The following is a 21,781-nucleotide window of genomic DNA, read 5'->3' as shown; positions in this document are numbered from 1 at the left end:
CGCCGATCGGCGGCCTGGACGCCTGGCCGAAGACGGCTTCGCCCACGTGGAAGCGGGGGGGGGCCCGGCCCCGCCCCGCGCGCCCCGCCCCCCCCGGGCTCTTTCGTGGTGCGCGATGTTCTGGCGCTCAGCCGATGTGTCGGCGTGTCAGTCGCCAGGTCAGTGCATGACCGCCATGGCGAGCGCGCGCCGGGCACGCAGTGACGCGCGCTCCGCGCGGCGCTGCATGCGGCGGGCCGCCATCAGTCGCACGGCCGGACGCTGGGCGTCGGCCTCACGCATGCGTTCGTGCATATGCGCACGGGCCATGGCTTCTGGGATGAGTTGCATCTCGCGGGTCCTGTTCTGGCGCGAGTCGTTCGCGCCGGTGGTGGTGAAGTCCGGGGTGGCCGAGCCGGCGGGCTCGGTCGTGACTGCTGCCTTCATCGGGGCCTGCTTCTGGGGGTCGTGCGTCAGGGGGCGATCAATCGTTCCGGCGGTGCTCATGCCGCGACCGGGTTCTTGCGCGGACGGCCACGCGGCCGCTTGCGGGCCACGACGACACCCTGGACGAAGAGCTCGCCGCCCCAGACGCCCCACGGCTCACGCCGCTCCTTGGCGCCGGCCAGGCAGGCCTCCATCAGCGGGCAGGTACGGCAGAGGGACTTGGCGTACTCGACGTCAGCCGGCGACTCGGCGAAGAAGACCTCCGGGTCGTAGGCACGGCAGGGGACGGGTACGCCGAGGTTCTCGATGGCGTCGTCGAGCGCGGTGAGCGCGGTGAGGGGAGTCAAGGTGGAGTCCTCCGTAGGAACGGGCGGGGGGAGCGTCTCTGAAGGCGGTACGGACGGGGCGTGCGCTTCGAGTTGCACGGTGGTGTTCTTCCTCGTCTGGTCGTGCCGGCCTGGGTCGGCCGGTTGGCGGCTGGTACCGGGTCTTGCTCTTGGCCCCTTCGCTCTGTCTCCCTGTTTTGGGGAAAACAGAAGGGCCGCGGATCCCGGGTGGGGTTCCGCGGCCCTGAAGGCGCCGGTCTGATCGAGGATCAGACTGGATCACTCCAGGGTTCGAGCCCACGGAAGGCCCACATCGTGTGGTGGTGCGTCGTCTGCTTCTTGGCTCCGGCACCGGCTGCGGCAAAGGCATAGGCCTGCGCCTGTGCCGTCGCTACTGCTTCCGGTGCCTTGGTCGCTCGCTCGCTGCCTTCATTGACCTCACGCGTCGGAAGAACGTTGAGAGCGGTGCGCGGGAGGGACAGAGGCAGGACAGAGGACTCCGGACGGACGGCGGCGGCAGCGATGCCACCGGACAGACCGGTGCCCAGGTTCGAGAAGCCGAGCAGGCAGGAAGCGACGACCGAGCGATCGGTCATTTTCGCGGTGCTGATGAAGCTCTGGTTGATGCTGATCACTGGAATCGCCTCCTCTCGGCGTCTATGGGATCGACCGAAACCGATCCTGCGGGCTATTAAGTACAGCACGGGGCGAGGGCTTCGGAGAAGCCGCCGTTCCCGTGCTTAAGAACCTATGGGTCTTCCTTGCGCATGCGCAAACTATTTTTTCGACGAGTTTGAATCAGTTCTCATCGGCGCCCCTTACAAGCTCTTGACCTGCACAGATGGCGAGGACGTCGGCGCCGAAGCGATGAAACTTACGAACGCCGACGCCGGGGATCCGGGCCAACTCGCCCTCGTCGTCCGGCTCGGCCTCCGCGATGGCGATCAAGGTCTTGTCCGTGAAGACGCAGTACGCGGGCTGTCCCAGCTGCCTCGCCTGGCCCGCGCGCCACTCCCGCAACCGTTCGTAGAGCCCCTCGTCCATGTCGGACGGGCAGTCCTCGCACCGCATGAGCTTCATCTCGCCCGCGTCGGTCAGGGACCGTCCACAGACCCGGCACCGGGCCGGCGTCCTGCTGGTGCGCCGACGGCTCCGGGCACCGCCGCCGCTCCCCTCGGCGGAGCTGCCGCGCTCCACCCCACCGGGTCCGCCGCCGGCGGCCCGGGCTCCGGCGCCCGCGCCGGAGCCCGGACGCAGTCCGTCGAGGAAGCGGCTGGGGCGGCGGTTGGGCCGCCCGCCCGGCGAGCGGGACAGCGCCCAGGACAGGGACAGGTGGAGGCGGGCCCGGGTGACGCCCACGTAGAGCAGGCGGCGCTCCTCCTCGATCTGTTCATCGGTCTTGGCGTACGTGATCGGCATCATGCCCTCGGCGAGACCGACCAGGAAGACGGCGTCCCACTCCAGGCCCTTGGCCGCGTGCAGCGAGGCGAGGGTGACGCCCTGCACGGTGGGCGCGTGCTGGGCGGCCGCGCGCTCGTCGAGCTCCGCCACGAGGTCGGAGAGGGTCGCATCGGGCTTGGCCCGCACGAAGTCCTCGGCCAGGCGCACAAGGGCCGCCAGGGACTCCCAGCGGTCACGGGCCGCGCCGGAGCCCGCCGGGGGCTGGGTCGTCCAGCCCTTCGTGGACAGGACAGCCCGCACCTGCGACGGCAGGTCGACGACGTCGTCCAGGAGCGAGTCGTTCCCCCCGAAGCGGGCCGCTCCGCGCAGGGCCGCGCCCGCCTCGCGGACCTCGGTGCGCTCGAAGAACCGCTCGGCGCCGCGCAGCTGGTAGGGCACGCCCGCGTCGGCCAGCGCCTGTTCGTAGATCTCGGACTGGGAGTTCGTACGGAAGAGGACCGCGATCTCGCTCGCCGGGACGCCGTCGGCGAGCAGGGCGCGGATGCGGCGCGCCGCGCCCTCGGCCTCGGCGGGCTCGTCCGCGTACTCCGTGTAGACGGGTTCGGCTCCGGCGTCGCGCTGCGAGATCAGTTCGAGGCGGTGGTCGGCGGCGCGGCCGCGGGCCTGGGAGAGCAGGCCGTTGGCGAGGTGGACCACCTGGGGTGTGGAGCGGTAGTCGCGGACGAGCTTGACGACCGTCGCCCCGGGGTGGCGGGTGCGGAAGTTCAGCAGGTGGTCGGGGGTCGCGCCGGTGAAGGAGTAGATCGTCTGGCTGGCGTCGCCGACGACGCAGAGGCTGTCGCGGTCGCCGAGCCACAGCTCCAGGAGGCGCTGCTGGAGCGGGCTGACGTCCTGGTACTCGTCGACCACGAAGTGCTGGTACTGGGCGCGGACCTGGTCGGCGATGTCGTGCCGGTCCTGGAGGATGCCGACGGCCAGGAGCAGGACGTCCTCGAAGTCGATGACCGCGCGGTCGCGCTTGAGGTCCTCGTACGCGGCATAGAGCTGGGCGATCTCCGCCGCGTCCCGGGGGATGAGGCGGCCCGACTTCGCGGCCGCCGCGACATAGTCGGCGGGCACGGTCTGGGTGACCTTGGACCATTCGATCTCGCTCGTCACATCGCGCAGTTCGTTGCGGTCCAGGCGGATGCGGCAGGCTGCGGCCGCGTCCGCGACGAGCTTGATCTTGCGGTCGACGATCCGGGGCAGCTGGCCACCGACTGCTTTCGGCCAGAAGAACTGGAGCTGACGCAGGGCCGCGGAGTGGAAGGTGCGCGCCTGGACGCCGGAGGCGCCGAGCTGGCGGAGGCGGCCGCGCATCTCGCCCGCGGCGCGGTTGGTGAACGTGACGGCCAGCACACTGGCGGGCTGGAGGATGCCCGCCCGCACCCCGTAGGCGATCCGGTGGGTGATCGCGCGGGTCTTGCCGGTGCCCGCTCCCGCCAGGACACACACCGGCCCGTGCAGGGCGGTTGCCACCTCGCGCTGCTCCGGGTCGAGCCCGGCGAGCACCGCGTCGGCAGAGTCCGGGACCTGCGGGAAGAGGGTGGAGTGCGTTGCTGATGTCACCCCGCCATGCTGCCAGGTCGGCGGGGGCGGGTGAGCCGGTTGTCCACAGGGAGGCGTACGCAGTCGTACTAATGCGGGAATGGTGGCCGGGTCACGTACGTTCAGGTCATTGCGATGACGCACCCCGAGCAACAAAGGAGCGCGAGAACATGCCGGGCACTGTGACGATGTACAGCACCACGTGGTGCGGCTACTGCCGCCGGCTCAAGGGCCAGATGGACCGCGAGGGCATCACGTACAACGAGATCAACATTGAGCACGACCCGGATTCCGCGACCTTCGTCGAGAAGGCGAACGGCGGAAACCAGACGGTTCCCACCGTTCTCTTCCCGGACGGCTCGACGCTGACGAACCCGTCCCTTGCCCAGGTCAAGCAGAAGCTGGCCGCCTGAGCGACTAGCCGACGGTGCCCGGCTTCGGCAGGGGCTTTCCGTACCAGAGCTCGATCAGTCGGGCCGCAATCGAGATCCCGTAGGGAGGCAGGACCTCCCCGGACTCGAATGCGGCCCGCAGGTCTTCCCGGGAGAACCAGCGGGCCTCGGAGATCTCCTCGCCGTCCACGTTGATCTCCGACGACGTGGCGCTCGCCATGAAGCCCAGCATCAGGCTGGACGGGAAGGGCCAGGGCTGGCTCGCGACGTACTCGACGTCGCCGACCGTGACGCCGGCCTCCTCGAAGACCTCGCGCCGCACCGACGTCTCGATGGACTCGCCCGGCTCGACGAAGCCCGCGAGGGTCGAGAACCGGCCTTCGGGCCAGTGCACCTGGCGGCCGAGGAGCGCGCGGTCCTCGTCGTCCGTCACCAGCATGATCACGGCCGGGTCCGTGCGCGGGTAATGCTCGGCGCCGCACGCCTGGCAGCGGCGGATGTGGCCCGCCGCCGCGATGACGGTGCGCTCGCCGCAGCGCGAGCAGAAGCGGTGCAGGCGCTGCCAGTTCTCCAGGGCGACCGCGTGCACCATCAGGCCCGCGTCACGGGGCGACAGGAGCAGGCCCGCCTCGCGCAGGCCCGCGGGGCGCGCCTGCTGGTCCATGCGGCCCGGCAGGGAGTCCTTCTGGAGCGCGAAGTAGCTGACGCCGTCGTCGTCCGTGCCCAGGAAGTAGCGGTGCGCCTCGGTGAGGGGCGCCTCGAAGGACGGGGTCATCACGAGTTCGGTGTCGCCCTCGGGGGTCTCGTCGATGAGCACCTGGCCGCCGGAGACCACGAAGACCCGAGTCGTCGGGTGGCTCCAGGCGGCGGCCAGCCAGGCCTCGTCGAGGCGGTGGTGGGCCGCGCGATCGATGCCGCTCGGTGCGGTGAGCGAGACGGGACGGTCTGCGGTGCGGTCGGTCCAGGTGGTCACAGGTGCTTCCAACTCCCCCGATGGAACGGTTGATTCAGCAGGGCGGTGAGTTCAGTGTGCATCGCGCCAGTGCTCGGCGAGATCGCCCCACAGGTAGGCCGTCGTCTCGACTCCCTTGAGCAGCAGATCGAGCTCGACCTTCTCGTTCGGCGCGTGCCAGCCGTCCGACGGGACGGAGATGCCCAGGAAGAGCACGGGTGCGTCAAGCACGTCCTGGAGATCGGCCGCCGGTCCCGAACCGCCCTCCCGGGTGAAGCGGATCGGCTGCTCGAATGCCTGCCCCATCGCCCGTACGACGGACTGCAGGGCGGGGTGGTCGAGCGGTGTGAGGCACGGGCGCGTGGCTGCGCCGAAGGTGATCGTGTGGCTGATTCCGGCCGGCAGCTGGTCGCCCACCCAGGTGCGTACGGCCTCTTCGATGCGGTCCGGGTCCTGGCCCGCGACGAGCCGGAAGGAGAGCTTCAGGAGGGCGGACGACGGGATGATCGTCTTGCCGCCCGCTCCTTGGTAGCCGCCGCCGATGCCGTTGACCTCGGCGGTGGGGCGGGCCCAGATGCGCTCCAGGGTGGTGTGGCCCGCTTCTCCGTGGGTGGCTCGTGACTTGGCCGTACGCAGCCAGCGCTCTTCGTCGAAGGGCAGCTCGGCGAAGAGTTCGCGCTCGCGGTCGGTGAGTTCGACGATGCCTTCGTAGAAGCCCGGTACGGCCACGCGCGCGTGCTCGTCGTGCAGGGCGGCGACGAGGCGGGCGGCCGCGGTCGCCGGGTTCGGGACGGCGCCGCCGAAGGAACCGGAGTGGATGTCCTGGGCGGGGCCGTGCAGCTCGATCTCGCAGTCGGCGAGGCCGCGCATGCCGGTGCAGACCGTGGGGGTGTCCTCCGCCCACATGCCCGTGTCCGAGACGATCACGGCGTCGGCCGCGATGCGGGCCTTCTGGTCCTCGATCAGCGCGCGGAAGTTCGGTGAGCCCGACTCCTCCTCGCCCTCGATCAGGAGCTTCAGGTTCACGGCGGGGGTGGTGCGGCCGGTGGCGGCGAGGTGGGCGCGGACGCCGAGTGTGTGGAAGAACACCTGCCCCTTGTCGTCGGCGGCACCGCGCGCGTAGAGGCGGTTTCCCTGGACGACCGGTTCGAAGGGGTCGGTGTGCCAGCCGTCCTCGCGGGCCGCGGGCTGCACGTCGTGGTGGCCGTAGACGAGGACGGTGGGGGCCTGGGGGTCGCCCGACGGCCACTCGGCGAAGACGGCGGGGGCACCGGCCGTCTGCCAGACCTCGGCGGTCGGGAAGCCCGTCTCCTTCAGCTTGGCCGCCAGCCAGTCGGCGCTGCGCCGCACGTCCCCGGCGTGGTCGGGCTGGGCCGACACGGACGGGATGCGCAGCCACTCGGCAAGGTCGTCGAGGAACGCGGCACGGTGGTTCTGGACATACGTACGGACGGCGCTGACGCCACTGGCGGCGCCGACGTCGCTGACCTCGCTGTCAACGGGCTTGCTCATGGTCACGAGCCTAGCCGCCCACCGTGACCGGCTCGTCCGGTGGTTCGTCGCTCCGCCGCTCACCCGGTTGCCCGCCCGGATCACCGCCCGGCTCCTCCAGGAGGATCCGCTCCAGCTCCGCCCGTCCGGGGAGGCCGGCAGGGCGGGACGCCTCTCCGCTGCGGACGTAGAGGAACGTCGCCTTCACGGACTCCGGGGGCACGTCGTGCTGCTCGGCCCAGGCGAGGCGGTAGACGGCGAGCTGCAGGGGGTCGGCGGTGCGGGTCCTGCTGGTCTTCCAGTCGACGATCTCGTACGTCACGTCGTCGCCGTCGACCTCCTTGTAGACCGCGTCGATGCGGCCGCGGACGACCCGGCCCGCGATCGCCAGCTGGAAGGGCACCTCGACGCGGTGCGGGGTGCGGTGGGCGTACTCGGTGCGCTCGAAGGCCTCCTTGAGAGCTGCCAGGTCGCGCTCGTCGGCGATCTCGGCCTCTCCGGGGGCACCGCCCGGCAGGTCGTCCGGGCCGAGCAGCGGGAGCCGGAGCTCTTCGAAGCGGGTCTCCATCCAGGCGTGGAAGCGGGTGCCGCGGCGGGCCGCCGGCTGCGGCGGCCGGGGCATGGGCCGCGCGAGCTCCTGTGCGAAGCCCTCCGGGTCGGCGGCCAGACGCAGCACCTCGGACGCGGTGAGCGAGGCCGGCACGGGGATGTCCCTGATGGCATCGCGGGCGCGCAGGAGCTCGCCGGTCAGCGCGTCCAGGTCCCGGTCCCAGGAGGCGAGCGTGCGGGCCTCCTCCGGAGTGAGGCGGGTCCGCTCCTGGGCGGCCTCGGCCGGGTGCGGGCGGACGTCCGGCGCGGAGGCCGGGTGCGGGCGAGCGTCGGGCGCGGAGGCCTGGTGCGGGACGGCCGCCCGGTGCGAGTCCGCGGGGCGGGGCACCGTCGGGCGTTCCTGGGGCAGGGCGTCCCAGTCCTCCGGGGCGACGTCCGGGAAGTCGGCCCCTTCATAAGGAGGTTCGTCTTGGTAAGGAGGTTCGTCGTCCTCGGGCGGCGGCGGCCAGTCCGGGTCCTGTGCCGGGGGTGCCTCGTCGTACGCGGAGGGGTGGGCCGACTCGTGCGAGTGGGCGGCCTCCGGTGTCTCGTCGCCCGTCAGGCGGTCCAGGTGGTCCAGGACGGTCCGGGCGGCGGCCCTGCGGCGCTCCAGGGACGCGTCGTCCAGCGGGAGCGGCCACGCGTGCTCGGCGGACGCCTCCGTCAGGGCGGGGTTCTCCTCGCCCTCCTCCGGCTCGTCGGCCCACGCCTCGATCTCGCCGTGGCCCGCAGCGCAGTGGTCGTAGAGCGCCTGGAGGAAGTCGGACGGACCGCGCGGCTTCTTCTGGGAAGGGCCCCACCAGTGGCCGGAGCCCAGGAGCAGGGAGCGGGGGCGGGTGAACGTCACGTAGCCGAGGCGGAGCTCCTCGGTGCGCTGGTGGTCCTTCATGTCCTCGTGGAAGGCCTTCATGGACCGGGAGTCCCACGCCTCGATGTCGGGCAGGGTCGCCGCGTCGCCGCGCAGCGCGTGCGGGACGACCTTGCCCTGGGCCGTCCACTTCTCGTGGCCCTGAGTGCTGGGGAACGTGCCGGTCACCAGGCCGGGGACGGCCACGACGTCCCACTCCAGGCCCTTGGACTTGTGGGCGGTGAGCACCTTGACCGTGTTCTCGCCGCCCGGCAGGGCGTTGTCCAGGCCCTTCTCGTACTGGGCCGCCGTGCGCAGGAAGGCGAGGAAGGCGAGCAGGCTCGCGCCGTTGTCGTTCGCGGCGAAGGACGCGGCGACGTCCAGGAAGTTCGAGAGCGTCTCCCTGCGGCGGGCCGCAAGCGCGTGCGGCGACGCGGAGAGTTCCACCTCCAGGCCCGTGACGGCGAGCACCCGGTGCAGTACGTCCATCAGCGGGTCGGCCAACGAGCGCCGCAGGTCGCGCAGTTCGGCGGCAAGGCGGGCGAACCGCACGCGCGCGTCCGCCGAGAAGGGCAGTCCGTCGTCCTCCGTGTCGGCGTCCAGGGGCGTCTCCAGGAACGTGTCGAGCGCGTCCGCGAGCGATATCACCTCGGCCGGGTCGACCCCCTCGACGGCCGCGGCGAGGCGGCTGTCGGGGTCGTCCGGAGCCGCGTGCCCAGGGCGTACGAGAAGGCGCGCGCGGCGCCCCAGGAGGGCGAGGTCGCGGGGGCCGATGCGCCAGCGCGGGCCCGTGAGCAGGCGCACCAGGGAGGCGTTCGCACCCGGGTCCTGGAGCACCTCGCAGACGGCGACGAGGTCGGCGACCTCGGGGAGGTGCAGAAGTCCGGAGAGGCCGACGACCTCCACGGGGATGTCTCTGGCGACCAGCGCGCCTTGGATCTGCGCGAAGTCCGTCGCGGTGCGGCACAGGACGGCGATCTCGCCGGGGGCCTTGCCGGTGCCCACGAGGTGGGCGATGGAGTCGGCGATCCAGTCGATCTCCTCGGCGTGCGTGCGCAGCAGGGCGCAGCGCACCACGCCGTCGCGCTCGGCGCCGGGGGCGGGGCGCAGCGCCTCCACGCCCGCGTGCATGGCGCGCAGCGGCTCGGCGAGGCCGTTGGCGAGGTCCAGGAGGCGGCCGCCGCTGCGGCGGTTCTCGCTGAGCGCGTGGCGCGTGGCGGGGCGCCCGTCGGCGTACGCGAAGTGCTCGGGGAAGTCGTCCAGGTTCGCCACGGACGCGCCGCGCCAGCCGTAGATGGCCTGGCAGGGGTCGCCGACGGCCGTCACCGGATGGCCCGTGCCGCCTCCGAAGAGGCCTGCCAGGAGGATGCGCTGGGCCACGGACGTGTCCTGGTACTCGTCGAGCAGGACGACCCGGAACTCGTCGCGCAGGATCACACCGACCTCCGCGCGGGTGCGGGCCAGCGTCGCGGAGAGGGCGATCTGGTCGCCGAAGTCCAGGAGGTCACGGGAGCGCTTCGCCTCCCTGTAGCGACCGACGAGCTCGGCGAGGTCGAGCCGGGCCGCCGCCGTCTCGGGCACCTTGCGCAGGTCCGCGTTGGAGAGCTTGGCGCTCTGGAGGGTGCGCAGCAGTTCGGTGTCGTACGCGCGGAGCCTGTCGGGCCGTACGAGATGTTCCGCGAGCTCGCTGTCGAGGGCGAGGAGGTCGCTGACGAGGTCGGGGAAGGAGCGGGTCAGCGCGGGATACGGCCCCGGCGCCTCGCGCAGCACGCGCGCGGCGAGCTGGAAGCGTGTGGCGTCGGCCAGGAGACGGGCCGTGGGTTCGAGCCCTATGCGCAGCCCGTGATCGGTCAGGAGGCGGCCCGCGAAGGCGTGGTACGTGGAGATGACCGGCTCGCCCGGAGGGTTGTCCGGGTCGAGCGCCTCTGCGTCGGTCACCCCCGCCTTGATCAGCGCCTGGCGCACCCGCTCGGCGAGTTCACCGGCCGCCTTGTTCGTGAACGTCAGACCGAGGACCTGCTCGGGGGCGACCTGGCCGGTGCCGACCAGCCAGACCACGCGGGCCGCCATCACCGTCGTCTTGCCCGACCCGGCTCCGGCCACGATCACCTGCGGGGCGGGCGGCGCGGTGATGCAAGCCGTCTGCTCCGGGGTGAACGGGATACCGAGGAGCTCTTTGAGCTGCTCGGGGTCGGTGATACGAGGTGGCACGTCAGAGAGGCTAGCGGCGGCCACTGACAACCGGGGCGTGCCCGGCTGCCGGCGGCCGCCGGCACTCAGGGCGTCAGGACGCCATGAGCTCCTGCATGTCCATGACCTCGTCGGGCGCCGGGGCCTTGACGACGACCGGCTTGCCGTAGTCGGTGAAGTTCATCGTGCCCGGGTCGTCCTTGCCCGAGGTGACGACCTTCAGGAAGTACGGCTTGCCCTCCATCGCGACGTAGAACGTGGACTTCTTGCCCGACTTGCTCTTCGTCAGGACGGCCGCCTTCTCGCCGTCGACCTCGGCGTCCTTCTCGCGCTTGAGGCCCTTGAGCTCGTCGGACCGGAACATCTCGTCCGGGTCGCAGACGCCGCTCTCCTTCTCGGTCGGCGTCTTCACCCACTTGTCCTTGAGCTTCGAGGCCTTGCCGGCCTGGCCGCTGCCACGCATGGCGTCCTTCCAGAACGCCTCGTCGCCCTTCATGTACTGGGTCTTGCCGGACACGAGCAGCTCGGCGGTGCCGTCCGCGCCGCCGTCCACATTGCCCTTGCAATCACCGGACTTGGCGACCGAGAACTCGACCTTGAGCGGCTTGCCCTCCTGCTGGCCCTCGCCCGCCACCTTGAACGAGCCCGCACCCTTGGACGCGTCGGCCGCCTTGTCGGCGATCTTGTCGGCGCTCATGCCCTCGAAGGGGTCCTTCTCCTCGTCCCCGCCCAAGCAGCCCGTGAGGCCGACGATCGCGGCGGCACAGGCGACTGCCGCGGCCAGGAGCTTCCGGTTGGCTGCCATGTATGTATCTCCTCGGAAAGGTGCACGATCGGAGGGTCCGCTGAGTGCACAGATCAGCTTTACCGAGACTTTAGAGGGCCTGTGAGGCTGCTATGAACGCGGCTGCCACGACGTGAGCTTGGCCACTGACGGCACTGTTGCCGCACATGTCACTCCACGACGTGACGGCCCTCGGGGCGTGCGCTGCACGAAGCGCGGAAGGCGCAGTGGGTGCAGTGCTGGCCCGTGGTCGGCGAGAAGCGTTCGTCCAGGACCTTGCCGGCCGCCGTGGCGAGCAGATCGCCCACCCACTCCCCCGAGAGCGGCTCCTGCGCCTGCACCTTGGGGAGGCTCTCGCCGCCGTCCTTCTTGGCGGCGCCCTGGCGCAGCTGCACCAGTTCCGCGCCGCCCGCTTCCGGGCGTACGCCGTCGAAGGCGTCGTCCACCGCGCCTTCACGGAGGGCGAGTTGGTAGACGGCGAGCTGGGGGTGGCGGGCCACGTCGGCGGCGCTCGGGGTCTGCTTGCCGGTCTTGAAGTCGACTACGTAGGCACGGCCTTCGGTGTCCTGCTCGACGCGGTCCATGGAGCCGCGCACGCGTACTTCGTAGGGACCCGCTTCGAGGGTCACGTCGAAGTCGTGCTCACTGGCGACCGGGGTACGGCTCGCGCGGTCCATCACATGCCACTGGAGGAAGCGTTCGAGCGCCACGCGCGCGTGCTCCTTCTCCTGCGCCGACTTCCAGGGGGCGTCGAAGGCGAGCGAGTCCCAGACCGAGTCGAGGCGCTCCATGAGGACGGCGAGGTCGGCGGGGGTCCTGCCGGACGCGACCTCGTCGGCCAGGACGTGGACCACGTTGCCGAAGCCCTGGGCGGCGGTCGCGGGGGCGTCCGCCTTCACCTCGCGGCCCAGGAACCACTGCAGGGAACAGGTGTTGGCGAGCTGGTCCAGGGCGCTTCCGGAGAGGACGACGGGCTTGTCGCGGTCCCGCAGCGGGACCGTGCTCGCCGTCGGCTCGTACATGCCCCACCAGCGGTACGGGTGCGCCGACGGCACCAGGGGGCGTCCGTCGGCGTCGCTGAGCGCGGCGAGGCGGGCCAGGCGGTGCGCGGCGGCCTCTCTGAGGGTGCCGGACACCCGGGGGTCGACCGTCGTGGCGCGCAGCTCCGCGACGAGCGCGGAGACCGACAGGGGGCGGCGCGGGCGGCCCGTCACGTCCTTCGGTTCGACGCCGAGCTCGGTGAGGAAGCGCGATGGCTGGTCGCCGTCGTCCGCGGGTGCCTTGACGGCGGTGACGACGAGGCGTTCACGCGCGCGCGTGGCGGCCACGTAGAACAACCGGCGCTCTTCGGAGAGGAGCGCTCCGGGAGTGAGGGGCTCGGCGAGGCCGTCACTGCCGATGCGGTCGGCCTCCAGGAGGGAGCCGCGGCGGCGCAGGTCGGGCCAGAGGCCTTCCTGTACGCCGGCGACCACCACGAGCCGCCACTCGAGGCCCTTGGAGCGGTGCGCCGTCATCAGGCGTACGGCGTCGGGGCGTACAGCCCTGCGGTTGAGGGTGTCCGCGGCGATGTCCTGCGCCTCGGTCTCCTCCAGGAAGTTGAGGGCGCCGCGCCCTCCGGTGCGCTCCTCGGCGCGGGACGCGTACGCGAACAGGGCGCAGACCGCGTCGAGATCGCGGTCCGCGTTGCGCCCGGCTGCGCCGCCGCGACGTGCGGCGCGCTCCAGGCGGCGCGGCCACGGAGTGCCGTCCCACAGCTCCCAGAGCGCCTCCTCGGCCGTGCCGCCTCCCGCGAGGCGCTCACGGGCCTTGCGGAGCAGCACGCCGAGCCGCTGGGCGCCACGGGCGTACGCGGGATCGTGCGCGACGAGCCGCTCCGGCTCGGCGAGCGCGCGGGCAAGCAGCTCGTCCGAAGGCGGCGGCAGATGATTCCCCGCGGCGCGCTCCTCCTCGCGCAGCGCGCGGCCGAGCCGGCGGAGGTCGGCGGCGTCCATGCCGGCGAGGGGGGACGTGAGGAGGGTGAGCGCGGTCTCGGTGTCGAGCCAGGCGGGCGGGACGAATTCACTCCCCGCGTCAGCCGCCTCGGGGGCGCTCTCTTCGGAGAGACCCGCTTCCGAGACGCTCTCTTCGGAGAGACCCTCTTCGGAGAAACCCGCTTCGGAGACGCCCTCTTCAGAGGCACCTCCCCCGGAGACATCCCCTCCAGAAGTGACCGCCTCCGCCACCACCCGCAGCGCCGTCAGCAGCGGCGTGACCGCCGGCTCGTGGCGCAGGGCGATGTCGTCGCCGTCTATGTCCAGGGGGACGCCCGCGGCGGTGAGGCTGCGGCGGACCGTGGGGATCGTGTGGGCGCCCGCGCGGACCAGGACCGCCATCTCACCCCAGGGGACGCCGTCCTCCAGGTGCGCGCGGCGCAGGATGTCCGCGATGTTGTCGAGCTCCGCGCCGGACGTCGGATACGTGTACGCCTCGACCCGGGCGCCGGGCCGGCCGGCGGGCCCCGCCCGGGGGGGCCCCCCCGTCACCGCCGCCCGCCGGGTCCGGGGCATACGGCGGGGGTGCCAGCCGGGGGCCGGGGGGAGCTGGTTGTCCGCTTTGTGGGCGCGCGCCGCGCCGGCCGTGGTATCCGTGACCGCCCCCCCCGGGCCGCGGCCCGGGCGGGCGGCCAGCTCGCGGTGGGCCCGCACCTTCTCCGCCGGCAGCCTGGTCAGCGGCATACGGCGGGTGAGCAGCCGGGTGGCCTCGAGGAGACCGGCACCCGACCTGCGCGACGTGGTCAGGACCTCGACCGGCGCCGGGGTGCCGTCCGCGCGCGGGAAGTCGCCGGGGAACTCCAGGATGCCGTTCACGTCGGCGCCCCGGAACGTGTAGATCGACTGGTCCGGGTCCCCGAAGGCGACCAGCGAACGCCCGCCGCCGGCCAGCGCGTCGAGCAGCCGCACCTGCGCGGGGTCGGTGTCCTGGTACTCGTCCACGAAGACCGCGTCGTACTGCGCGGCAAGCGCCCGCGCGACCTCGGGGCGCCGCGCGAGCAGCACCGCGCGGTGCACCAGTTCCGCGTAGTCGAGCACGCCCTGCATGTCGAGCACGTCCAGGTACTCGGCGAGGAACGCCGCCGCCGCGCCCCAGTCGGGCCGCCCCGCGCGGCGGGCGAACGCGTCCAGGGAGTCGGGCCCGAGGCCCAGCTCACGGCTGCGGGCGAGCACCGCGCGCACCTCGTCGGCGAAGCCCCGCGTCGTCAGGCAGGCACGCAGTTCGTCCGGCCAGCGGACGCGGCCGATCCCCTCGGACTCCAGGTCGATCTGGCCCGCAAGGAGCTCGCGCACGGCCACGTCCTGTTCGGGTCCCGACAGGAGGCGGAGCGGCTCGACGAACAGATCGGCGTCCTGGTGGGCGCGGATGAGGGCGTAACAGAAGGAGTGGAAGGTGGTCGCCTGCGGGGCCTTCGCCGCCCCTATGCGCAGCGCCATGCGGTCGCGCAGCTCGACGGCGGCCTTACGGCTGAAGGTGAGGACGAGGACCCGCTCCGGTTCCGTGCCCTTCGCGATCCGCGCGGCGACGGCCTCCACGAGCGTCGTCGTCTTGCCCGTACCGGGACCCGCGAGGACGAGCAGCGGTCCTCCGGAGTGGTCAACCACCGCGCGCTGGGGTGCGTCAAGACGAGGGGGATCCACGCGGACCGGCGGGGTACGCACCAGTCGATAGGCGCCCGGGGTCCCCTGTCGCACCTGGTGGTGCGGCAGGTGCCGGGTATGCCGAGCTGATGAAGGGGAACTCACGTGGGTCGCCGGTCCTGGTGGGTCTGCTGGTCGAAACTGGTGGGTCTACTGGTCGAAAAACGGCTGCGCGATGGCTGCGGGGTGAGAGAAATGCGTGCTGTCGACGCTACGCCAGCGGGCGTGCGGGACGTGCCGCTTCCCCCGTACGGGCCACCGGTCCCCCGTGCGGCCGCCCGATGGCGGAAGCTGTCAGGTGTGAGCCTGAGGAGCCTGCGGGCGATCGGCACCGCCGCCGCCCGCCGCGTCACCCGCGTCACCGCCGTCCCAGCGCGCCCGCCGCATGTCGAGCCGGGGCAGATGGCCCTCGGCCGCACGGCTCGCCTCGCGCAGGGGCGTGCCCTCCGCGCGGTAGTGGTCGAGCGCCCGCAGCTCATGGCCCGGCAGCAGCACACCGTCCGCGCGCACCACACGCCACCACGGAACCGCTCCTCCGTAGAGGGCCATCACCCGGCCGACCTGCCGGGGCCCTCCCTCCTCAAGCCACTCCGCCACATCCCCGTAGGTCATCACCCGCCCCGGAGGGATCAGCTCCGCGACCTCGAGAACCCGCTCGGCATACTCTGGGTACTCCGGAAGCCCTTGCTCCGATCGGCTCTCCTCGCTCATCCGGACCATCCTGCCGTACGCCACCGACACCGTGACCGTCCGGCGACAGAGCGTGCAGTACGAGCCAAACTGGCGCCCAAGGGACACTTCGCGCCCCCGCATCGCACCCTGATGCCCCCCTCTGTCTGCCGGACATGCCACCATCGTGCGGGCGGTGACTGGTGATACGAGATCAAGAAGAGACGACGGAGCAGCAGGATGTGCACCCCGATGAGACGGTGGGCACCCCTGCGGCCGAGTCACACCCGGACACCGGTGGGCACTCCCTGAACAAGAACGAGAAGCACGAGAAGCACGCAAAGGACACAGACGGGCAGTCCGGCGGCGAAGAAGAGGGCACGCACGCCTTCGTCTCCGACGACTGCGCCGACGAGACGGAGCCGCACACCGACCGCGTCGCCGGTGACGAACCCCTGCTCGCCGCGCGCGTGCACCGTCCTTCGGACCTGATGCGGCTGCTCGTCGGCATCCTGGCGATCGCCGTTCTCCTCGCCATCGCCGCGTTCGCGCACGGTACGACGTCGGGCCTCGCCCAGGACATCGACAAGGGCACGGACCAGGCACCCGACGCGCTGATCAGGTTCGCGGGCCTCACCGCGAGCATCGGTGTCCTGCTCGTCCCCGTCGCGTTCGCGATCGAGCGCCTGGTCAAACGGGACGGGCTGCGCATCGCCGACGGTGTCCTCGCGGCCGTCCTGGCGCACGGCGTGACGCTGGCCACCGACCTCTGGGTCGCCAAGGCCGCCCCCGACTCCATCCAGGAGGCGCTGACCCGGCCGTCCCCCGGCGACCTGAACGCGCTCACCGATCCGGTGCACGGCTATCTCGCACCCGTCATCGCGTACATGACAGCGGTCGGGATGTCCCGCCGACCACGCTGGCGCGTGGTGCTGTGGGTGGTGCTGCTGCTCGACGCCTTCACCATGCTGGTCACCGGCTACACGACGCCGTTCTCGATCATCCTGACCGTGCTCCTCGGCTGGAGCGTCGCCTACGGAACGCTGTACGCGGTCGGCTCGCCGAACGTCAGGCCCACCGGCCAGACGCTCCTCGCCGGCCTGCGGCACGTCGGCTTCCACCCCGTGAGCGCGGCCCGCGAGGAGTCCCCGGACAGCGGGGAGCACGGCGACCGCGGCCGCCGCTACTTCGTCACCCTGGAGGACGGCCCGCCCCTGGACGTCACGGTCATCGACCGCGAGCAGCAGGCGCAGGGCTTCTTCTACCGCGTATGGCGCAGACTCACGCTGCGCGGCATCACCCAGCGCCGCAGCCTGCAGTCGCTGCGCCAGGCCCTGGAGCAGGAGGCGCTCCTCGCCTACGCGGCGATCTCGGCCGGGGCCGACGCGCCCAAGCTGATCGCCACCTCCGAGCTCGGCCCCGACGCGGTGATGCTCGTGTACGAGCACACGGGCGGCCGTTCCCTGGACTCGCTGCCGGACGACGCCATCACCGACGAGCTGCTGTGCGACACCTGGCGCCAGGTGCAGGCGCTGCAGTCGCGGCGGATCGCGCACCGCAGGCTCCAGGGCGACGCGATTCTGGTGGATCGTTCCGGCACGGTGATCTTGACGGACCTGCGGGGCGGTGAGATCGCCGCCGGTGATCTGGTCCTGCGGATGGACATCGCCCAGCTCCTGACCACCTTCGGGCTGCGGGTCGGCGCCGAGCGCGCGGTCGCTGCCGCGCTGGATGTGCTCGGCCCCGACACGGTCGCCGACTGTCTGCCGCTGCTCCAGCCGATCGCCCTCACCCGCGCCACCCGCGCCACCCTGCGCAAGCGGGCCAGGGAGCGGTCACAGCGCGAGCGAGAGGCCGTCCTCGAAGCGTCCCGCAAGGAGAAGCTGGCCCGCACCGAGGCCGCTTCGGCGACCGCCGAGGCCGCCGAGGCGGAGACCGCGGAAGGCGCCAAGAGCCCCGACCGCAAGGCCGTGCGCGCGGAGAAGCAGGCCGAGAAGCTGGCCATAGACGTGGCCCTGGAGCAGGCACGCGAGGAGGATCTGCTCACCCAGATCCGCCACCAGGTGCTGCTCATCCGGCCGCAGGCGCCCGTCGAGCCCGCTCAGCTCGAGCGGATCAGGCCGCGCACGCTGATCAGTTTCATCGCCGGTGCCATCGGCGCGTACTTCCTGCTCTCTCAGCTCACCCAGGTCGACTTCGGCACGATCGTGGGCGAGGCCGAATGGGGCTGGGTCGCCGTGGCCGTGGCCTGCTCGGCGCTGAGCTACCTGGCCGCGGCGATGAGCCTGCTCGGCTTCGTGCCGGAGCGGGTGCCGTTCCTGCGGACCGTGCAGGCGCAGGTCGCCGGGTCGTTCGTGAAGATCGTGGCGCCTGCCGCGGTGGGCGGCGTCGCGCTCAACACCCGTTTCCTGCAGCGCTCCGGGGTGCGTTCCGGTCTCGCGGTGGCGAGCGTCGGGGCCTCGCAGCTGTTCGGGCTCGGCTCGCACATCATGCTGCTGATGATCTTCGGCTATCTGACCGGTACGGAGAAGACGCCGTCCCTGTCGCCGTCCCGCACCGTCATCGCCGGCCTGCTGTCGGTCGCGGTCCTGGTGCTCGTGGTGACCGCGATCCCGTTCCTGCGGAAATTCGTCGTCACGCGCGTGCGTTCGCTGTTCGCGGGCGTCGTGCCGCGCATGCTGGACGTACTGCAGCGCCCCCAGAAGCTGCTCACCGGCATCGGCGGCATGCTCCTGCTCACCCTGCTGTTCGTCCTGTGCCTGGACGCATCCGTACGCGCCTTCAGCACTGCGGAGATGAAGCCGCTGACCCTGGCCAGCGTCGCCGTGGTCTTCCTCGCAGGCAACGCGCTCGGCTCGGCGGCTCCCACGCCCGGCGGTGTCGGCGCGGTCGAGGCGACGCTCACCTTCGGTCTGATCGCCGTGGGCGTGCCCAAGGACGTGGCGGCACCCGCGGTGCTGCTCTACCGGCTGCTCACGCTGTGGCTTCCGGTGCTTCCGGGGTGGCTGTACTTCAACCACCTGACAAGGAAGGGCCTTCTTTAGGAAGCGGTGCTCTTCTTTAGGAAGCGGTGCTCTTCTTGAGGAAGGCGCCCTCTTCTTAAGAAGAGGGCCTGATCACGGAAGGCCGAGCCAGCCGTGCGCCCCGTCCGCACCCCCCGCAGGATGGGAAGCATGCCCAACCTGAAGGCGCGTGCCACTGTCCTGGCCGCCACCGTCGTCCTGCTGTCATCGACCGCCACGGCCTGCGGCGACGACGCCAAGGACGAGGATCTGTCGGCCCAGAAGCTCAGCTGGAAGGACTGCCCCGCGCCGGAGGCCTCCGAAGGCGGTGGTGAAGCCCCGTCGCCGCTGCCCGGCGGCGCCGAGTGGCAGTGCGCCACCATGAAGGCCCCCCTCGACTGGGACAAGCCCAAGGGGGACACCCTCGACATCGCGCTGATCCGCGCGGCGGCCAGCGGCAAGCAGGACCGGCGGATCGGCTCGCTCGTCTTCAACTTCGGCGGCCCCGGCGGCTCGGGCATCACCACGCTGCCCGCCTTCGGTCAGGACTACGCCAAGCTGCGCACCCGCTACGACCTGGTGAGCTTCGACCCGCGCGGCGTCGGCCGCAGCGCGGGCGTGAAGTGCGAGGACGACGAGCAGCTCGACGAGTACTTCCAGCAGGACTCCACGCCCGACGACGACGCGGAGCAGAAACAGCTCCTCGACAACGTGAAGGGCTTCAACGGCGGCTGCGAGAAGAACTCCGGCGAGGTGCTCCCCCACGTACGCACCACCGACGCGGCCCGCGACATGGACCTGATGCGCCAGGTGCTCGGCGACGACAAGCTGCACTACTTCGGCATCTCCTACGGCACCGAACTCGGCGGCGTCTACGCCCACTTGTTCCCCAAGAGGGTGGGCCGTGCCGTCTTCGACGCGGTCGTCGACCCCACCGAGACGGCGGAGCAGGGCTCGCTGGGCCAGGCCGAGGGCTTCCAGCTCGCGCTCGACAACTTCGCCGAGGACTGCACGTCGAAGGCCGAGGACTGCCCCGTCGGCGACACCGCGCAGGACGTGAAGGACCGGATCGCGAAGCTCCTGAAGGACCTGGACGCCAAGCCGCTGCCCGCCCTTCCGCCGCGCGAACTGACCCAGACCGCCGCCACGAACGGCATCGCCCAGTCGCTGTACTCCAAGGACTTCTGGCCGTATCTCACCGACGGCCTGGAGCAGGCCTACGACGGCGACGGCAGGATCCTGATGACGCTCTCCGACGCCATGAACGGCCGCAACCAGGACGGCTCGTACAGCAACATCCAGGCCGCCAACATCTCCATCAACTGCGCCGACGACAAGGCGCGTTACACCGCCGACTACGTCAAGGAGAAGCTCCCCGGGTTCCGCAAGGCCTCCCCGCTGTTCGGCGACTATCTGGCCTGGGGCATGGTCGGCTGCACCGACTGGGCGGTGCAGGGCGCCGCCGACCATCCGGACGTCAGCGCGTCGGACGCGCCGCCGATCGTCGTCATCGGCAACACGGGCGACCCCGCGACGCCGTACGAGGGCGCGAAGAAGATGGCTCAGGCACTGGGCGAGGGCGTCGGTGTCGAGCTGACGTACAAGGGCCAGGGGCACGGGGCGTACGACAGCAAGAACAAGTGCGTACGGGACGCGGTGAACGGCTATCTGCTGGACGGCACGGTGCCGAGGGCCGGCACGGTCTGCGTATAAGCGGCACATAAGGGACCAAGCCCGCCAAGGGCACTGTCAGAGACCCCGCCTACTATGGCTTGACTGTCTTCCAAGGGGGGAAGCGCTCCATGCCGCGTTTCGTACGGTCAGCAGCTCTGGCTGCCGCAGGGGTCCTGGTGGCGGGGCTCGCCGTCGGCTGCGGCGGTTCGTCGGACGGCGGCGAGGACGACGCCAAGCCGGCCCCGACCGGACCCGAGCAGGAGCCGAGGCCCGATCCCTCCTCCACGCTGCCCGCCACGATCAACGCCCAGAAGCTCGACTGGGGCGGCTGCAAGGCATCGGGCCAGGACCCCGCGCCCGGCTCCGAGTGGCAGTGCTCGACCCTCAAGGTCCCCCTGGACTACGCGAAGCCGGACGGCGAGACGATCGACATCGCGCTGATACGCGCCCGGTCCACCGGCAAGGGCGAGCGCATCGGCTCGCTCCTGTTCAACTTCGGCGGTCCCGGCGGCTCCGGCGTCTCCATGCTGCCGTCGTTCGCCGACTCGTACGACACGCTGCGCGAGCGGTACGACCTGGTGAGCTTCGACCCGCGCGGCGTCGCGGGCAGCGCGGGCGTGCGCTGCCGCAGCGACAAGGAGACACAGGCCGCCGAGTCCGTCGACCTCACTCCGGACACCCCGGCCGAGGAAGCGGCGTACTTCAAGGACGCGGCCGACTTCGGCGCGGGCTGCGAGCGGAACGCGGGCAAGCTCCTCGGCCATGTCTCGACGGTCGAGGCGGCCCGTGACATGGATGTGATGCGCCAGGTCCTCGGCGACGAGAAGCTGCACTACATGGGCATCTCGTACGGCACCGAACTGGGCGGCACGTACGCGCACTTGTTCCCCAAGAAGGTGGGGCGCCTCACCCTGGACGCCGTCGTCGACCCGAGTGCGGACTCGGTGGGCCACGCCAAGAACCAGGCCCGGGGCTTCCAGCGCGCCCTGGAGAACTATCTGAAGTCGTCGGGCCAGGACCCGAAGGCGGGCTCGCAGAAGATAGTGCGCCTCCTGAAGCGCCTGGACGCCGAGCCGCTGCCCGGATCGGGCGACCGGAAGCTCACCCAGTCCCTGGCGCTCACCGGCATCACGGTCACGCTGTACAGCCGGCAGAGCTGGCCCGCCCTGACCCACGGCCTTGAGCAGGCCGAGAAGGGCGAAGGATCGGCGCTGCTGCAGCTGGCCGACGCCTACAACGAGCGGGACCCGTCCGGCCGTTACAGCACACAGAGCCACTCGCAGCGGTCCATCTCCTGCCGCGACGGCAAGGCGCGACCGACGCCCGCGCAGGCGAAGGCGCAGCTCGCCGACTTCCGTGAGATATCGCCGGTCTTCGGCGAGTTCATGGGCTGGGACACGGCGGGCTGGTGCCACGAGTGGCCGGTGGCCGGGCTGCACGACTCCCCCGACGTCTCCGCCCCCGGCGCGGACCCGATCCTGGTGGTCGGGAACACCGGAGACCCGGCGACGCCCTACGAGGGCGCGCAGAAGATGGCCGACGAGCTCGGCAAGGGCGTGGGCACGATGCTGACCTGGAAGGGTGAGGGCCACGGGGCGTACGGCAGCGGCAGCGACTGCGTGGACGACGCGGTCGACGGCTATCTCCTGAACGGAAAGGTGCCGCAGGACGGCAAGGTCTGCGAGTCCTGAGGACGGCAGATGGGGGCCGCACCTCTTCAGGTGGGGGACCCCCCACAAAGGGGGGCAAAACAAGAAGGTGGAGGAGGGACAAAAAAAAAC

The 21,781-nt window shown here is 71.5% G+C and carries 14 protein-coding genes; 4 read left to right on the top strand and 10 right to left on the bottom strand.

The features are described from left to right. Positions 1–159: 159 nt before the first annotated feature. The 4 genes from ACFWY6_RS28540 to ACFWY6_RS28525 all read right to left on the bottom strand — a co-directional run bounded on the left by ACFWY6_RS28540 (position 160) and on the right by ACFWY6_RS28525 (position 3,866). Entirely contained in the window at positions 160–486 is a 327-nt protein-coding gene (locus ACFWY6_RS28540) for a hypothetical protein (protein ID WP_266870613.1), read from the bottom strand. Next, positions 483–851 carry a WhiB family transcriptional regulator gene (locus tag ACFWY6_RS28535; RefSeq protein WP_266870611.1) on the bottom strand — a complete coding sequence of 123 codons (369 nt, stop codon included), beginning with the start codon at positions 849–851 and terminating at the stop codon, positions 483–485. The genes ACFWY6_RS28540 and ACFWY6_RS28535 overlap by 4 nt, the downstream gene beginning before the upstream one ends. 170 nt (positions 852–1,021) lie before the next feature. Further along, the gene (locus tag ACFWY6_RS28530) at positions 1,022–1,387 is read right to left on the bottom strand and encodes a hypothetical protein (protein ID WP_384696073.1); all 366 of its coding nucleotides are present in this window, start codon (positions 1,385–1,387) and stop codon (positions 1,022–1,024) included. Positions 1,388–1,550: 163 nt separating this feature from the next. Next, positions 1,551–3,866: an ATP-dependent DNA helicase UvrD2 gene (locus tag ACFWY6_RS28525; RefSeq protein WP_384696078.1), complete on the bottom strand. Its 2,316-nt coding sequence runs from the start codon at positions 3,864–3,866 to the stop codon at positions 1,551–1,553. Between the two features lie 44 nt (positions 3,867–3,910). Between ACFWY6_RS28525 and ACFWY6_RS28520 the strand changes: the two genes are divergently transcribed. Further along, positions 3,911–4,153, top strand: a complete 243-nt coding sequence (locus tag ACFWY6_RS28520) for a mycoredoxin (protein ID WP_249587883.1) — start codon at positions 3,911–3,913, stop codon at positions 4,151–4,153. A gap of 4 nt (positions 4,154–4,157) precedes the next feature. On the opposite strand, the gene nudC is transcribed toward ACFWY6_RS28520, so the two are convergent. From nudC to ACFWY6_RS28490, 6 genes are all read right to left on the bottom strand, one after another. Then, the gene (gene nudC / locus ACFWY6_RS28515; protein WP_384696070.1) at positions 4,158–5,105 is read right to left on the bottom strand and encodes an NAD(+) diphosphatase; all 948 of its coding nucleotides are present in this window, start codon (positions 5,103–5,105) and stop codon (positions 4,158–4,160) included. Positions 5,106–5,156: 51 nt separating this feature from the next. Further along, positions 5,157–6,596: a dipeptidase gene (locus ACFWY6_RS28510; protein ID WP_384696067.1), complete on the bottom strand. Its 1,440-nt coding sequence runs from the start codon at positions 6,594–6,596 to the stop codon at positions 5,157–5,159. A gap of 10 nt (positions 6,597–6,606) precedes the next feature. Then, complete coding sequence (locus ACFWY6_RS28505) at positions 6,607–10,221, bottom strand: ATP-dependent DNA helicase (protein ID WP_384696064.1); 3,615 nt, start codon at positions 10,219–10,221, stop codon at positions 6,607–6,609. A 73-nt stretch (positions 10,222–10,294) separates the two neighbouring features. Beyond that, entirely contained in the window at positions 10,295–11,005 is a 711-nt protein-coding gene (locus ACFWY6_RS28500; protein ID WP_384696061.1) for a hypothetical protein, read from the bottom strand. A gap of 149 nt (positions 11,006–11,154) precedes the next feature. Beyond that, complete coding sequence (locus ACFWY6_RS28495; RefSeq protein ID WP_384696058.1) at positions 11,155–14,760, bottom strand: ATP-dependent helicase; 3,606 nt, start codon at positions 14,758–14,760, stop codon at positions 11,155–11,157. 189 nt (positions 14,761–14,949) lie between these two features. Further along, positions 14,950–15,366, bottom strand: a complete 417-nt coding sequence (locus ACFWY6_RS28490; protein WP_384696055.1) for an MGMT family protein — start codon at positions 15,364–15,366, stop codon at positions 14,950–14,952. Positions 15,367–15,566: 200 nt separating this feature from the next. Between ACFWY6_RS28490 and ACFWY6_RS28485 the strand changes: the two genes are divergently transcribed. The 3 genes from ACFWY6_RS28485 (at position 15,567) to ACFWY6_RS28475 (ending at position 21,691) form a co-directional block, all read left to right on the top strand. Next, positions 15,567–18,368 (top strand): lysylphosphatidylglycerol synthase domain-containing protein, encoded by a 2,802-nt coding sequence (locus ACFWY6_RS28485; RefSeq protein ID WP_384696053.1) that lies wholly within the window; start codon positions 15,567–15,569, stop codon positions 18,366–18,368. 129 nt (positions 18,369–18,497) lie between these two features. Further along, the gene (locus tag ACFWY6_RS28480) at positions 18,498–20,039 is read left to right on the top strand and encodes an alpha/beta hydrolase (protein WP_384696050.1); all 1,542 of its coding nucleotides are present in this window, start codon (positions 18,498–18,500) and stop codon (positions 20,037–20,039) included. An 89-nt stretch (positions 20,040–20,128) separates the two neighbouring features. Then, on the top strand, positions 20,129–21,691 hold the full coding sequence (locus tag ACFWY6_RS28475; RefSeq protein ID WP_384696048.1) for an alpha/beta hydrolase: 1,563 nt from the start codon (positions 20,129–20,131) through the stop codon (positions 21,689–21,691). The last annotated feature ends 90 nt before the right edge of the window (positions 21,692–21,781 follow it).

It is taken from the genome of Streptomyces sp. NPDC059037, from assembly GCF_042740015.1.
GTDB lineage: Bacteria > Actinomycetota > Actinomycetes > Streptomycetales > Streptomycetaceae > Streptomyces.
The sequence above is the reverse complement of the archived record's forward strand: the minus strand, read 5'-3'. Positions and strand labels throughout refer to the sequence as shown.